This window comes from Sphingobium cupriresistens LL01 (genome assembly GCF_001046645.1).
In the GTDB taxonomy this organism is placed as follows: Bacteria; Pseudomonadota; Alphaproteobacteria; order Sphingomonadales; family Sphingomonadaceae; genus Sphingobium; species Sphingobium cupriresistens.
Map to the genome: position 1 here is coordinate 1,186,750 of NZ_KQ130434.1, position 13,205 is coordinate 1,199,954.

16 protein-coding genes are annotated in these 13,205 nt (G+C 63.5%); 10 read left to right on the top strand and 6 right to left on the bottom strand.

Going from position 1 to position 13,205, the window contains the following annotated elements:
• Positions 1-125: 125 nt before the first annotated feature.
• Entirely contained in the window at positions 126-1,223 is a 1,098-nt protein-coding gene (locus V473_RS05725) for an LLM class flavin-dependent oxidoreductase (RefSeq protein ID WP_066601402.1), read from the top strand.
• An 8-nt stretch (positions 1,224-1,231) separates the two neighbouring features.
• Entirely contained in the window at positions 1,232-2,143 is a 912-nt protein-coding gene (locus V473_RS05730) for an alpha/beta hydrolase (RefSeq protein ID WP_066601403.1), read from the top strand.
• 29 nt (positions 2,144-2,172) lie between these two features.
• Here V473_RS05730 and V473_RS05735 read toward each other — a convergent pair whose 3' ends face one another.
• Both V473_RS05735 and V473_RS05745 read right to left on the bottom strand, forming a co-directional pair.
• Positions 2,173-2,886, bottom strand: a complete 714-nt coding sequence (locus tag V473_RS05735) for a TetR/AcrR family transcriptional regulator (protein ID WP_242496014.1) — start codon at positions 2,884-2,886, stop codon at positions 2,173-2,175.
• 409 nt (positions 2,887-3,295) lie between these two features.
• Positions 3,296-4,006, bottom strand: coding sequence for a TetR/AcrR family transcriptional regulator (locus V473_RS05745; RefSeq protein ID WP_066605147.1), 711 nt, complete (start codon positions 4,004-4,006; stop codon positions 3,296-3,298).
• A 318-nt stretch (positions 4,007-4,324) separates the two neighbouring features.
• On the opposite strand from V473_RS05745, the gene V473_RS23460 reads away from it, so the two are divergent.
• The 7 genes from V473_RS23460 to bioB all read left to right on the top strand — a co-directional run bounded on the left by V473_RS23460 (position 4,325) and on the right by bioB (position 10,099).
• Entirely contained in the window at positions 4,325-4,555 is a 231-nt protein-coding gene (locus V473_RS23460) for a hypothetical protein (RefSeq protein ID WP_129926534.1), read from the top strand.
• A gap of 62 nt (positions 4,556-4,617) precedes the next feature.
• The gene (gene accB, locus V473_RS05750; protein WP_066601411.1) at positions 4,618-5,103 is read left to right on the top strand and encodes an acetyl-CoA carboxylase biotin carboxyl carrier protein; all 486 of its coding nucleotides are present in this window, start codon (positions 4,618-4,620) and stop codon (positions 5,101-5,103) included.
• Entirely contained in the window at positions 5,103-6,470 is a 1,368-nt protein-coding gene (locus V473_RS05755) for an acetyl-CoA carboxylase biotin carboxylase subunit (protein ID WP_066601412.1), read from the top strand. The genes accB and V473_RS05755 overlap by 1 nt, the downstream gene beginning before the upstream one ends.
• Positions 6,467-6,892 (top strand): biotin/lipoyl-containing protein, encoded by a 426-nt coding sequence (locus V473_RS05760; RefSeq protein WP_066601415.1) that lies wholly within the window; start codon positions 6,467-6,469, stop codon positions 6,890-6,892. Before V473_RS05755 ends, V473_RS05760 begins: the two co-directional genes overlap by 4 nt.
• Positions 6,892-8,313: a 3-hydroxyacyl-CoA dehydrogenase NAD-binding domain-containing protein gene (locus V473_RS05765; RefSeq protein ID WP_066601419.1), complete on the top strand. Its 1,422-nt coding sequence runs from the start codon at positions 6,892-6,894 to the stop codon at positions 8,311-8,313. Before V473_RS05760 ends, V473_RS05765 begins: the two co-directional genes overlap by 1 nt.
• On the top strand, positions 8,310-9,092 hold the full coding sequence (locus V473_RS05770; protein ID WP_066601421.1) for an enoyl-CoA hydratase-related protein: 783 nt from the start codon (positions 8,310-8,312) through the stop codon (positions 9,090-9,092). The genes V473_RS05765 and V473_RS05770 overlap by 4 nt, the downstream gene beginning before the upstream one ends.
• Entirely contained in the window at positions 9,089-10,099 is a 1,011-nt protein-coding gene (gene bioB / locus V473_RS05775; RefSeq protein WP_066601423.1) for a biotin synthase BioB, read from the top strand. Before V473_RS05770 ends, bioB begins: the two co-directional genes overlap by 4 nt.
• A gap of 80 nt (positions 10,100-10,179) precedes the next feature.
• Here bioB and V473_RS05780 read toward each other — a convergent pair whose 3' ends face one another.
• The 4 genes from V473_RS05780 to V473_RS05795 all read right to left on the bottom strand — a co-directional run bounded on the left by V473_RS05780 (position 10,180) and on the right by V473_RS05795 (position 12,725).
• Complete coding sequence (locus tag V473_RS05780; RefSeq protein ID WP_066601424.1) at positions 10,180-10,971, bottom strand: enoyl-CoA hydratase/isomerase family protein; 792 nt, start codon at positions 10,969-10,971, stop codon at positions 10,180-10,182.
• A gap of 14 nt (positions 10,972-10,985) precedes the next feature.
• Complete coding sequence (locus tag V473_RS05785) at positions 10,986-11,636, bottom strand: 3-oxoacid CoA-transferase subunit B (protein ID WP_066605148.1); 651 nt, start codon at positions 11,634-11,636, stop codon at positions 10,986-10,988.
• A gap of 14 nt (positions 11,637-11,650) precedes the next feature.
• Positions 11,651-12,337, bottom strand: a complete 687-nt coding sequence (locus V473_RS05790) for a 3-oxoacid CoA-transferase subunit A (protein WP_066601425.1) — start codon at positions 12,335-12,337, stop codon at positions 11,651-11,653.
• Positions 12,338-12,398: 61 nt separating this feature from the next.
• Entirely contained in the window at positions 12,399-12,725 is a 327-nt protein-coding gene (locus V473_RS05795; protein WP_148648329.1) for a PNPOx family protein, read from the bottom strand.
• A gap of 191 nt (positions 12,726-12,916) precedes the next feature.
• Between V473_RS05795 and V473_RS24290 the strand changes: the two genes are divergently transcribed.
• Complete coding sequence (locus tag V473_RS24290; RefSeq protein WP_148648330.1) at positions 12,917-13,183, top strand: hypothetical protein; 267 nt, start codon at positions 12,917-12,919, stop codon at positions 13,181-13,183.
• Positions 13,184-13,205: the final 22 nt, after the last annotated feature.

Here is a 13,205-nt window from a genome sequence, read left to right on the forward strand (position 1 = left end):
CGGTCGCACCAGGCGCGCGCTCGAACAGGGTCGATGAAGGCTATAAATCCGATAATATATCGGATATTATAATGAACGATATTGGCGGCTCATGCAGCGGCCCGGCGAAAACGAGGGAGAGGTTCATGGACATTATCTACACGCCCGTTTGGCAGAATCCCGGCAATATCCGCAGCCCGCTCCAGTTCGTCCAGGACGAATTGTCCTTGATGGAAAAGGTGGAGGGATTGGGCTTCGATATCTGCTGCTCTCCCGAACATCATTTCGACATCGACTATTCCGCCTGTCCCGACAATTTCCTGCCGCTCAGCTATCTCGCGGCGAAGACGACGACGCTTAAGCTCTGTCTGGGCGCGGTGATCCTGCCGTGGAACGACCCGCTGCGCGTGGTCGAGAAACTGGCGTTCCTCGACCATCTGAGCGGCGGCCGCTGCATCGCCGGGTTCGGCCGTGGCCTCGCCAAGATGGAATATAGCCATATGGGCATCCCCATGGATGAATCGCGCGAACGGTTCGACGAAGCGCTCGAAATGGTGCTCAGCGCGCTGCGCAGCGGCGTGATCGAAGGCACGGGCAAATATTATCCGCAGACCCCGACCCCGGTGCATCCCGCCCCGCGCGCGTCATTGGCGGACAGTTTCTGCGCCGTCGGCATGTCGCCCGAATCCTCCCGCACCGCCGGTGAGATTGGCGGTCGCCTGCTGACTTTCGTCACCAAGCCGCTGGATGGCATGTTGCCGCTGCTGAACGAATATCGCGATGCTTTCCGCGCCCATCATCCCGATCGCCAGCCGCATATCATCATGGATGATTTCTATCTGATCCGCGAGGATGCCGACGAAGCGCGCGAACTGGCCTACACCTACGCCGGGAATTATTATCAGACGGTCGTCCGCCACTATGAGATGACCGGCGACCATTTCGCCAAATCATCCGCTTATCAATCCTATGCCGAAGGCGCCGCCGCGCTGCGCGAAATGGGCGTGGACGCGGCGGCCAAGGCCTATGTCGATGCGCAGGTGGGCGTGGGCACGCCGGCGCAGGTGCTGGCCCGCGTCGAGGAGCGCCTGCGCGTTCTGGGACCGGAAATCAGCCTGGCCGGCTGTTTCTTCTATGGCGGGATGAGCCGTGACGAGGCGATGGTGTCGCTCCAGCTATTCGGCGACAAGGTCATCCCGGACGCCAGGGCGATGGCGCGGGATTACGCGACGGCCGCGGTCTGACGCGCGCCATGGCCGGGGTGTCCACCCGCGCTGACCACCAGCGCGCGATCGATCTGTTTCGGGCCGCGACGCCTGAACCAACCGCGCCGATCGGTGCGTGGCGGGACGGTTTCGAAGCGCTCTGCGCGAACTTTCCGATCCCGAACGACGCCCGGATCGAGGCGATCGATTTGGACGGGGTCGCCGCGCTCAAGGTGACGGCGGCCGGCGTGGGCGACGTCGATGGCCGCGCCGTGCTGCATTTCCACAGCGGCGGCTATGTCATGGGCAGCGCCAGGGCCTATCGCAACTTCGCCGAGCGGCTGTCGCGCGTCTGCGGCGCGCCGGTGGTCGTGCCCGATTACCGGCTGGCGCCCGACCACGTCTATCCGGCTGCGGTGAACGATGCGATGACCGCCTATCGCGCCATGCTCGACCATCACGGCGCCGATCGAATGGTCGTGAGCGGCGATTCTGCTGGCGGAGGATTGGCGATCGCGGTCCTGATGGCGGCGCGGGACGCGGGCCTGCCGATGCCGCTGGCGGCATTCGCGATATCGCCGCTGCTCGACCTGGCGGGGGAAGGGGAGTCGGCCGTCACGCTGGATGGCGTCGATCCCCTGATCAACCGGATGATGATCGTGGAAATGGGCAAGGTCTATATCGAGGATCGCGATCCGCGCGCTCATGTTCTGGCATCCCCCGTCTGGGGCCAGCATCATGGTTTGCCGCCGCTCTTCCTGACCGCCAGCGATGCCGAAGCGCTACGCGATGACGCCGTGCGACTGGCGGCCGGCGTACGGAAAGAGGGCGGAGAAGTCGAACTGGTGCTGGCTGAAGGCATGGTGCATATCTGGACGCTCTTTCCCTTTCTGGCGGAAGCGGATCGATCGCTGGACCAGATCGGCCGGTTCGTGCGCGGGCATTTCGGGGCGGCCTGACGAGCCGATTGCGCCGCCGTCGGTCCGCCTTATCGCGTCGCCCCCGCCTCTATCTCCAGCATGGCGATCAGCCGTTCGGCCATTTCGGTGCCGGCCTTGGTCAGGTTTCTGGGCTTGCGATAGAGGAGCCAGGTAATGATGATCTGGTTGATGCCGCCGGTCAGCAGCGCGACGGTTTCATAAAGGTTGCGATCGCGCGCGATCCACCCTTCCGCAATCGCGTCATTGACCAGGAACAGCAGGACGCGCGTGAAATCATTGATGCTATGGCGCAGGTCCGTATCGGTCACGAATATGCTGGGCCAGATTTCCAGATAGAAAAGGCGCGCCCATTCGGCATGTTCGCGCGCATAGTCAGCGGACATGACGAGGTAGAGCAACAGCCGTTCGCGGGTCGTCTTGTTTGCGGCCGCCGCATGATAGCCTTCGAAAAATTCGGCGAGGTGGGATAGCGGCACGTCATAGGCCAAATCCTCCTTGCTCTTATAATATTCGTAGAGGGTCGAGGCGGAAATGCCGGCCTCCGCCGCGATGTCGGCGATGCGCGATCGCGAGATGCCATCGCGTGCGAACACGCGCAATGCGCCGGTCAATATCTGTTGTTCCGTCCGCTTGCTGCGATCCTGCTTGCGCTCAGTGGCGCGTTTGGGCCGGTGCGATATTTCCTGCAACAAGCTGTCCCAGCCATTGTCGGACTGCGGCGCCGCCGACGGCTGGGCCGTAATCACGTCTTTTGCTGGCACTATGATCTCCATGATGATGCCGTGGGGCAGGGAAGCCGATCGAATAGGCAGCAATGCCCTTATTCCATGCAGCATATGAGCGTTTATGGGAATATTCACGAAGAAATTTCGGTTTGGATCTATTGGCGGCGCCGCGATCAGGCCGCTTTTGCATCGACGGGATCGCGCCGATGGCGGCCGAGCAGCCGCGTGGACAGGCCGAAAGCGACAATCGCGACTGCGTAAAAGGCCATACGGCACGCTATATTTACAACCAGGCCGCCGATCGTCGGAAGCGACGGCGCGGTGGGCGTGCGCCCCCGATGTATAATTTGGGCATTGCGCATCCTTCCATTCTTGGGATGATGCACCATCAAATGCCGGGACTAAACATCTTGTGGTCCGACAAGATTCTGACGTTTGAGCATCCTTATCGGCGGACTTCATTTTCCAGCATCGCGATCAGCCGTTCGGCCATTTCGGTGCCCGCGCGCGTCAGATTTTTGGGCTTGCGATAGAGCAGCCAGGTGATGATGAGCTGGTTGACGCCGCCGATCAGCAGCGCCACCGTCTCATAGGGATTGCGGTCTGGCGCGACCCAACCCTCGGCGACGCCTTCCTTCACCAAGAACAGGATCACGCGGGTAAAATCGTCGATGCTGTGGCGCAACTCGGTATCGCTGACGAAGACGCTGGGCCAGATTTCCAGATAGAGCAATCGCGCCCATTCGGCATGTTCGCGCGCATAATCGGCCGACATCACCAGATAGAGCAGCAATCGCTCGCGCGCAGACGTGCGGCTGGCCGCATTCGCATGATAGCTTTCGAAAAAATCGGCGAGGTGGGACAATGGCACGTCATAGGCCAAATCCTCCTTGCTCTTGTAATATTCGTAGAGGGTGGAGGTGGAGATGCCGGCCTCCGCCGCGATGTCCGCGATCCGCGATCGTGAAATGCCGTCGCGCGCGAACACTCGCAACGCTGCGTTCAATATTTGCTGTTCGGTACGCTTGGCGCGATCCTGCTTGCGCTCCGTCGCCCGTTTGGGCCGGTGGGCGATTTCCTCCAGCAGGCTGTCCCATGCGCTCGCGGTGTCCAATGCGATCTGCTCCGATTCTACCACGACCTCTTTTGTCGCCACGAAGGCCTCCAAGTCCATGCGGCGCCCGGACCATGAACGCCGCCCAATATATGCTTCTGTCTACACTCTACTGCCTTGGCTTGGCATACTCCGCAACCCCAAAGCCTGACAGGTGCGGGAAATAAGCCCGAAGGGCAATCGCGGTGCGCAGCGAAAATGGCGGAAAGCCGGGATTTGCGACCGTTTGACTTTCAAACATTCCATATTTTCCGATGAAACGTCGATTTTATAATTGACGTGGCGGAGGGCGGGATATAGCTAGATCGGCATAAGAGATCAGATCGCTGAGCCGGATGGCGCAGAATGAAGGAGAGGAAGATGGGTCATTATCCCTTTATTTCCCTATACCTTTCCAGAATTGAAGGCCGATCGCCATGTGTTTCCGCGTGCGGCGTGAACGGCAGCGGCAGGCGCGGGCGCGCGAGCATCTATGGGCGTGATGTCACGAACCAATCCTATGTGACCGCCTTTTCGACCTGTCTCGACATGCTTGTTCGCTATCGCGGCAAGCCGACCGTTCATCGTCTCTCGCTTTCCTGCAAATATTAAACGCTCCTGCTGGGCGCGGCGGCCGATCCGGTCGCAGCGCTCTTCTTTTTCGGAAGGTGCCGATGACCGGACATGATTTTCCTGATGCGCTGAAACAGTTGCTCGACGAGTTTTCGCGGTCGGGAATAAGAGAATTGCATATCCGCAAGCCGGATTTCGAACTCTATCTATCGACCGACGCTTCGGCTGCGCGTCCGCAGGCGGCGACGCCCGTCGCTGCGCCGGCATCTGTGCCGATCGCCCAGCCCGCCGCGCCTTCCAGACCGATCGTGGCGCCTCCTGCGCCCATATCGTCGCTGCCCGACGACGCCGTCATCATCAAGGCGCCGAACCTGGGCACCTTCTACCGCGCGCCCAAGCCCGGCGCCGCCAATTATGTCGAGGTCGGATCGACAGTGCAGGCCGGCGATGAACTATGCCTGATCGAGGTGATGAAGCTCTTCACCGCCGTCCGCGCGGGCGCGTCGGGGACGGTCCATGCCGTGCTGGTAGAAGACGGCGCCATGGTCGAGGGCGGCCAACCCCTGTTTGCGCTGGTGAGGGACTGATGCCGATCAACAGATTATTCGTGGCGAACCGGGGCGAAATCGCGCTGCGCATCGTCCGCGCGGCGCAGGCGCTCAATATCGAAACGGTGGTCGCCGTGTCGGATGCCGACCGCGACAGTGCTGCCGCGCGGGTGGCCGACCGGTCGATCGTGCTCGGCCCGGCCGCCGCCGCCAAATCCTATCTCGACCCGCGTCTGATCGTCCATGCCGCTAGGGAAAGCGGCTGCGACGGCCTGCATCCGGGCTATGGTTTCCTGTCCGAACGCGCCATCCTGCCGCGCCTGTGCGCGCAGCATGGCATCGCCTTCGTCGGGCCGGAACCCGACGTCATCGACGCGCTGGGCGACAAATTGCGCGCGCGCGCGATGGCGGGGGCGGCTGGCGTGCCGCTGGTGCCGGGCAGCGAATGTGTTGCCTCCGCCGCCGATGCGCGGCGGGAAGGGGACCGGATCGGCTATCCTGTATTGCTCAAGGCATCGGCAGGCGGCGGCGGGCGCGGCATGGTGATCGCCCATAATGGCGACGAGGCGGAGGCCGGTTTTCACAAGGCCAGCGCGGAGGCGGTCGCCGCCTTTGGCGACGGCACTCTGTTCATGGAACGCTTCGTGCCCGAAGCGCGCCATGTCGAGGTGCAGTTGATGGGCGATGGCAGGGGCAATGTGCTGCATTTTGGCGAGCGCGACTGTTCGGTCCAGCGCCGCTACCAGAAATTGATCGAGGAAGCGCCCTGCGCCGCGATGCCCGATCATCTGCGCCGCCAATTGCATGAATCCGCCGTCGCGCTGGCCGCCAGCGTCCATTATCGCAATGCCGGAACCGCCGAATTTCTGTTCGACGTCCAGCGGCAGGAATTCTACTTCATCGAAGTCAACGCCCGCATCCAGGTGGAACATCCGGTGTCCGAAGCGATCACCGGCTTCGACCTGGTGCAGGAACAGATCCGTATCGCGGGCGGCGCGGGCCTGTCCGTCAGCCAGCAGGACGTCGAGATCAGCGGCCACGCCATAGAATGTCGCATCAATGCGGAGGATGCGGCGCGCGACTTCCTGCCCAGCCCCGGCCGTATCACCCGCTGGGAACCGCCGCAGGGACAGGGCATCCGGCTGGACAGCCATATGTCCGCCGGCGCGATGATCCCGCCCTTTTACGACAGCATGGTGGGCAAGCTGATCGTCCATGGGCGCGACCGGGCGGACGCGATCGCCCGGCTGGCCGACGCGATCGACAATTTCGTGGTCGAAGGCGTACCGACCACGCTGCCGCTTCACCGCGCGATCATCGCCCACCCCGATTTTATCGAAAACCGCATCCACACCCGCTGGCTCGAACAGACCCTCCTCCCCGGCTATGGAAAGAAAGCGGCATGACGGCGGGTAAGAATCCGGCAATCGCGGCGATCGACGACGCCCGCGCGCTGCTCGACACGCTGCTGACGCATGGCTGGCAGCAATTGCATGTCGCGTCGGGCGATACGGAGATTTTCCTGGCGCGCGACGGAGGCTGCGCCAACCCGATGCGGGTTGCTGCGCTGCCCGATGCCGTTGTCATCCCGACACCGCAGGCCGGTCCCGAAACGCTGGTTTCCGCTCCCCATGTCGCGACGCTGGAACAGGCGCTTGCCGCCGGTACGCAAGTAACCGTTGGTCAGACCGTCGCGACCGTGCGTGTGCTGGACGAGCAGGAGGACATAGCCGCGCCGGTTTCGGGCACGATCGTCCGGGTGGACGCGGCGCCGGGCGCGTTGCTGGAATATGGCGCTCCCCTGCTGTCGATCGCGGGCTTGGCGTGATGGTCGCCCCTGTTGGAAAAGTCGCGGTTTGCGGCGCAGGTGCAATGGGATCGGGCATCGCCCAGGTTGCGGCGCAGGCGGGCGCATCGGTCCTCATCTTCGACGTGAACGCGCAGGCGCTAGAAACGAGCGAAAGGCGCACGCGCGCGGACCTGGACAAGCTGGCCGCGCGCGGCAAGCTGACGGCGGACGATGCGCGGGCGATCGGCGACCGGATGCAATGGGTGTCGACGCTCGACGCGCTGGCCGACCGCGAACTGGTGATCGAAGCGATCATCGAGGATGCGGGCATCAAGGAACAGTTGTTCGAACGGATCGAAACGATCGTCGCCCCGGACGCGATCATCGCCACCAACACGTCTTCGCTCCCGATCTCCCGGCTGGCGCGGGGGTTGAAGCAGCCCGAACGGTTCGTGGGAATGCACTTCTTCAATCCCGCCACAGTCATGAAGCTGGTCGAGGTGATTTCCGGCGCGGCGACCGACCCGGCAGTGGCCGCGCGGATCGTGGCGACGGCGGAAAGCTGGGGCAAGGTCGCCATCCCCGTCGCCGACGTGCCGGGCTTCATCGTCAATCGCGTGGCGCGCCCCTTCTATGGCGAGGCCTTCACCGCGCTGAACGAGGGCGCGGCGGACGCTCCGGCCATCGACGCCCTGTTCCGCGCGGCGGGCTTCCGCATGGGACCGCTGGAACTGACCGACCTGATCGGCCAGGACGTAAACTTCGCTGTCGCTCGTTCAGTGTTCGATTCCTATTTCGGGCGCACCCGCTTCGTGCCGCAACTGCGCCAAGCGGCGCTGGTCGATGCCGGCTGGTACGGGCGCAAGACGGGCCGGGGGGTCTATGACTATCGCGACGGCGCGCAGAAGGCCGCCGATCCGCAGGTGCCCGACGCCATGATTGCCGATGCGCATCGCCAGGCGGCGCAGGCGCTCAGGGATGCCGCGCCCGGCACCTTCACCCGCTGTGGCGGACTGTTCGTCGGCATGACCCAGGGGCGGACCGCGCGGCAGGAAAGCGACAGCATGGGTGCGCCGGTCATCCTGTTCGACTGGTCCCCGGTGGACGCCACCGGCCCGGTCGGCTTCACCCTCTCCGACCAAAGCGCCCGGCCCGACGCGCTCGGCCTGCTTGCGGCGCAATCGCGCGCTGGCGTCGAAATCGCCGACCGACCGGGCATGATCGTCGCACGGACGCTGGCGCAACTCGCCAACGCCGCCGCCGACGCCGTGCTGGAACAGGTGGCCGACGAACAGGGCGTCGACGCGGCGCTGCGTTATGGCGCCAACTATCCCTATGGGCCGTTCGCCTGGGCCGACCGCTACGGACGCGGGGCGCTTGTCCGCCTGCTCGATGGCATTGCGGATGGTACTGGCGAGGCACTCTACCGGCCATCCCATTATCTAAGGAACCGCGCATGAGCGAAGCGCAGAATATCTTGCTGGTCGAACCGCTGGCCGCTCACATCCTGCTCCTGCGCCTCAACCGGCCCGAAAAGCGCAACGCGCTGGCCACCGACCTGCTCGGCCGGATCGCCGATGCGCTGGACGCTGCTGCCGGCGATCCCGCGATCCGCGCGGTGGTCATCACCGGCGCGGACCGTTTCTTTGCGGCCGGCGCGGACATAGCCGAACTGGCGTCCCGCGACACCGGCGGCGCGCTCGCCGATCCCCGCCCGGCGATCTGGACACGGATCCGCGGCTTTGCCAAGCCGCTGATCGCGGCGGTGGAAGGCTGGTCGCTGGGCGCCGGGAATGAACTGGTGATGTGCTGCGATCTGGTCGTGGCGGGGGAAAGCGCGAAATTCGGCCAGCCCGAAACCAATCTGGGTATCATACCGGGGGCCGGAGGGACGGCAATCCTGCCCCGGCTGGTCGGGCGCAGCCGGGCGATGCGGATGGTGCTGCTGGGCGATCCGCTGTCCGCCGCCGAAGCGCTACAAGCGGGCCTGATCGCGCAGATGGTCGAAGACGGGCAGGCATTGTCCGTCGCGACTGAACTCGCCACCCGCATCGCCGCGCGCGCGCCGCTGGCGATGCAGCAGGGCAAGGCGATGGTCCGCGCGACCTTCGAAACGCACCAGTCCGCGCATCTTCTGCTGGAACGTCAGGCTTTTTCCGCCCTGTTCGGCACCGCCGACAAGCGGGAAGGCACCAGCGCCTTCTTCGAGAAGCGCGACCCGCAATGGAGCGGCACATGAACCATCTGTCTCCGTTCGACGCCGCGTCTGCGCGATCCGTGCCTGACCCTGTCCTGTCCGACATATCGCGCGAATCCATTGCCGCGCTGTTCGATCTGCCATTCCTCGATCTGGTGGCGCGTGCCCAGGCTGTGCATATCCGGCACCATCCCCGCAACGCGGTTCAACTGTCCACCTTGCTGTCCATCAAGACGGGGGGCTGCGCGGAAGATTGCGGCTATTGCAGCCAGTCCGCCTTCGCCAAGAGCGGGGTAAAGGCGCAAAAGCTGATCGACGCCGACACGGTGGTCGCTGCCGCGCGACAGGCGAAGGCGGACGGTTCCAGCCGTTTCTGCATGGGGGCGGCCTGGCGCGAACCCAAGGCGCGCGACATGCCCGCGCTGCTCGACATGGTGCGGCAGGTGAAGGCGCTCGGCCTGGAAACCTGCATGACGCTGGGCATGTTGAACAGCGATCAGGCTGACGCGCTGGCACAGGCCGGTCTCGACTATTACAATCATAATATCGACACCAGTCCCGAATATTATGCCAATGTCATCACCACGCGCAGCTTTCAGGACCGGCTCGATACGCTGGACCATGTGCGCCGGGCGGGCATGGCGGTGTGCTGCGGTGGCATATTGGGGATGGGCGAAACCCGCGATGATCGCATCGGTTTTCTTCACGCGCTCGCCACCCTGCCCGAACCGCCCGACAGCGTGCCGCTGAACGCGCTGGTGCCCATTCCCGGCACAGTGTTGGGCGACATGCTGGCCGACACGCCGCTGGCGCGGATTGATGAGATCGAATTTGTGCGCACCGTCGCGGCGGCGCGGATCATCATGCCGCGCAGCGTCGTGCGCCTGTCGGCCGGTCGCGAAAGCATGAGTGAAGCAGGGCAGGCGCTTTGCTTCATGGCCGGCGCCAATTCCATCTTCACGGGCGATCGTCTGCTGACGACCGGCAATAATGGTGGCGATGCAGACACGGCGCTGTTTGCGAAACTGGGTCTGCAACCATTGGCCTGACGGCGTAGCCCCGGTGCGCAGGGTGCGACCGTCGGAGCGCGACCCTGCCACAAACGGCAAAGCATGTCACAATGGCGCGTTCAGCGCTGCGTACGCCGCCGGCCCCGTTCGAGCGCGGCCAGCACCGCCGCCTCGCTTTCAGGATTTTCCACCAGCGCCGACGATACCTCCTGCGCTTCCAGATAGGCGTCCATCCATTCGGACCCTTCCCAGGTCAGTGACGCCAGCTTGCGTGCGCGCAGAGTCGACATGCTCTTGCGCGCCATCTGGTTGGCCAGGTCCATCGCGATCGGCAGCACCGCAGGTGCGGGGACGACATAGTTGAAGAAGCCGGTCGATTCCAGCTCCCGCGCGGTAAAGGTGCGCCCGGTATACAGCATTTCGCGGACCTTGGCTTCGGGCATCCGCAGGCTGGCGAACAGCCCTGCGCTACCGCCCACCAGTCCATAATCCACTTCGGGGCAGGCAAAGCGTGCATCCTCCGCCGCGATGCGCAGGTCGCACATCCCGGCCAGCATCACGCCCACGCCCACCGTCGCGCCCCGGATCGCGGCGATCATCGGTCGGTCGATATGGTGGAACCGGGGCAGTTGCGCGTTGATGAACTGATAGCGTTCCTTGCGCTTTTCGGCCGTCATCCCCTTGAATTCATGCAGGTCCGCCCCTCCGCACCAGGCGCGCGCATCGTCTGGCGCGGTGATGACGATGACGCGGATCGTCCGGTCAGCCGCGACATGATCGGCAAAGCGGCCTATCTCCTCATAGACGGAGAGAGACACGGCGTTGACGGGCGGGCGGGAGAAGGTGAGCAACCCCACGCCATTGTCCTGCACGTCCAGCGTGAAGGCGCCGAAAACATGACTGACGCGCATGATGCTCTCCCCGCTCAAACGCCTTCCAGCGCCAGTTGCAGGTCCACCCCGGTCATGTCGCGCAACTGGTCGATCGTCATGCCCGGCACCATTTCGACGACATGCGCGCCTGCCGGGCCGACGTCGAACACCGCCACATCGGTATAGACGCGCGATACGCATGACAGGCCGGTCAGCGGATAGCTGCACTGCGCCACCAGCTTGCTCTGCCCGCGTTTGGTCATCAGGTCCATCATCACGAACACCTGCTTGGCGCCCACCGCCAGGTCCATCGCCCCACCCACGGCGGGAATGGCATCGGGCGCGCCGGTATGCCAATTGGCCAGGTCGCCGTTGACCGACACCTGAAATGCGCCCAGCACGCAAATGTCGATGTGCCCGCCGCGCATCATCGAAAATGAATCGCCATGGTGGAAGAAGGAGCCGCCCGCCAGCAGCGTCACCGGCTGCTTGCCCGCGTTGATCAGTTCCCAGTCGACATCCTCCTCGGCCGGCGCCGGTCCCATGCCCAGCAGGCCGTTTTCGCTTTGCAGGAATATGTCGCGCTCCTGCGGCAGGAAATTGGCCACCATTGTGGGCAGGCCGATGCCCAGATTGACATAGGCGCCTTCGGGAATGTCCCGCGCCACCCGCGCGGCCATTTCTTCACGGTTCATCCGCTGCATGATGCTTGTCTCCTTCATGCCGCAGCCGCGACGGATAGCGGGGCGACCTGCACCACCCGATTGACGAAGATGCCGGGCGTCACGACCGTTTCGGGATCGAGCGCGCCTAGTTCCACGACCTCCGCTACCTGAGCGATCGTGGTCTTGGCCGCCATCGCCATGATTGGACCGAAATTGCGCGCCACCTTGCGATAGACCAGATTGCCCCAGCGATCGCCCGCGCGCGCTTTTATCAAGGCGAAATCGGCATGGATGGGATATTCCAGCACATAGTTGCGCCCGTCGATCTCGCGCGTTTCCTTGCCCTGCGCCAACAGCGTGCCATAGCCGGTCGGCGTGAAGATCGCGCCCAGCCCGGATCCCGCAGCCTGGATGCGCGCGGCCAGATTGCCCTGCGGCACCAGTTCCAGTTCAACTTCGCCCGCGCGATAACGCGCATCAAAATGGTGGGACGCTGCCTGTCGCGGGAAGGAGCAGATGACCTTGCGCACGCGATTGGCCTTGATGAGCGCAGCGATGCCGCTCTCGCCAGCGCCGGCATTATTGCTGATGATCGTCAGGTCGCTCGCGCCATGTGCGATCACGGCCTCCATCAGTTCATGGGGTGCGCCGGCGTCGCCAAAGCCGCTGATCATGATGGATGCACCATCATGGAGATCGGCGACCGCCTGTCGCAGGGACGGACTGATCTTGTCTATCATGCAAAAAGCCTCTCAATCTCATATCATATCTGCTTATATCCGATAATATTTCGGATATTGCTTAATCACGTCTCGTAGACTTATTCGGCTTCCAAGGCATTTGAACGCCGCAGCGGTGGTGGGCGGAACATAAGGCGACGATTTTGGCAACGCTGGCAGTTACGACATTCACGCTAAAGACGGCCATCTGCACGATCAATGCATCGGCGCACGCCGTGCGGTTGACGCAGGCCAGGAGTATGAGCGGGTCTGCGGTCGATGCGTCATCGGCGATCGTGGCCAGGCCGGTCCTGTCATCGCGCTGCGCGCGCGCGACGATGGCCACGGTGCCGGTCATATGTCGCATGACCTGAACAAAGTCGGCGCGATAAGTGGAAGGCTGCATCAAATTGCAATCCGATTAAACGTCGGATATTGATAGAGGCGATATGCGATGGTGGCAAGCGTCAATTGAAGAGACTGGCAGGGTATCGGCTCAGGCTGCAAATGGCGCATCCCTCGACGCCTTCATGGCTGCATATCGGCTTCAGGGCCATCTATGTGCGGCGGGCGAACAGGCCCGCCAATGAACGCGAAGATATGGCGGTGATCGGCCTAACCAGTATGAACATATCCGACGATCGGTCAGCCGAGAGCGGCCTTGACCGCCTCATCCAGCGCAATCATGCGCGCCAGCGCGCGGCGGACATTGCCGCCACGGTGCTTCTCCCGGCTTCCCAACTGAGTGATCCGGCACGGGGCATATCGGCCAGCGAGAGCGCGCCGCCTCCGTCCTTCGCCCGATCTATCCGGTTTAACGCATCAACGCGACAGCAATTCGATATTTTTGCAATTGTAGAAATATAATTGACGCTGGGTGATTGACGCC